Origin of the sequence: Acutalibacter intestini (assembly GCF_034334985.1) — a bacterium.
In the GTDB taxonomy this organism is placed as follows: domain Bacteria; phylum Bacillota; class Clostridia; order Oscillospirales; family Acutalibacteraceae; genus Acutalibacter; species Acutalibacter intestini.
The window spans coordinates 1-673 of sequence record NZ_JAWXXL010000133.1 but is presented as its reverse complement, the minus strand read 5'-3'; the positions used below and the strand labels follow the sequence as shown (position 1 = coordinate 673).

General features: G+C 48.1%; 1 protein-coding gene. It reads right to left on the bottom strand.

What is annotated here, in order from left to right:
• On the bottom strand, window positions 1-293 hold a 293-nt coding region (locus U8U68_RS22075), incomplete at its 3' end, for a transposase (RefSeq protein WP_322204635.1).
• Window positions 294-673 lie beyond the last annotated feature (380 nt).

The window sequence follows — 673 nt, the reverse complement described above, 5'->3', positions numbered from 1 at the left end:
CTGTGGTCTGGCACTCGTTCATCCAAATCTATTCCAAGATACCAACGAAACGCATTGCTGTCCGCACACCGTACCTCGATCTGCCGCTCCGAGGGGATGCCGTACAAAAAACCCAGCAATAGGTATTTTACTATTACTACCGGGTCAATGGGCGCACGGCCATACCTCCGGCTGTACAAGTGAGCCGTCTCCTCATACACAAACGATAAATCCAGCGCCGCTTCCAATTTTCGCAGAAAATGATTTTCCGGTACCAAATCCTCTATCGTTACCATGTGATATTTTAACTGCATTTCCTTGCCCCCCCCCTGCTCTAATTATACCATATTTCGAGCGATTTGGGGGCACTTTGTCAACAGCTCCACATTGACCCGAAGTACAAAAAACCGGGGAGTGGCACAGCACCGCTCCCCAGCAAATCACAGCTCCACCAGCGCGGAAAGCTGTTTCAGCAAATCAGACAGAGGGCCCCACAAAGCGGAGTAGCTCGATAGCGCTGACTTTCAGATCCTTGCCTAAAATCCTGGTTTCCATAGTGATTCTCCTTTTTTGATTGTATTACTCCCGCTCAAAAAGCTAGGAAAAAGAGAGGAAGAGTGATATAATAGGGATATGGAATATATCGATTTGCGGAAAGTGGGAAAAGAAGGGCTCAAGCAGATACGCAGTCAGG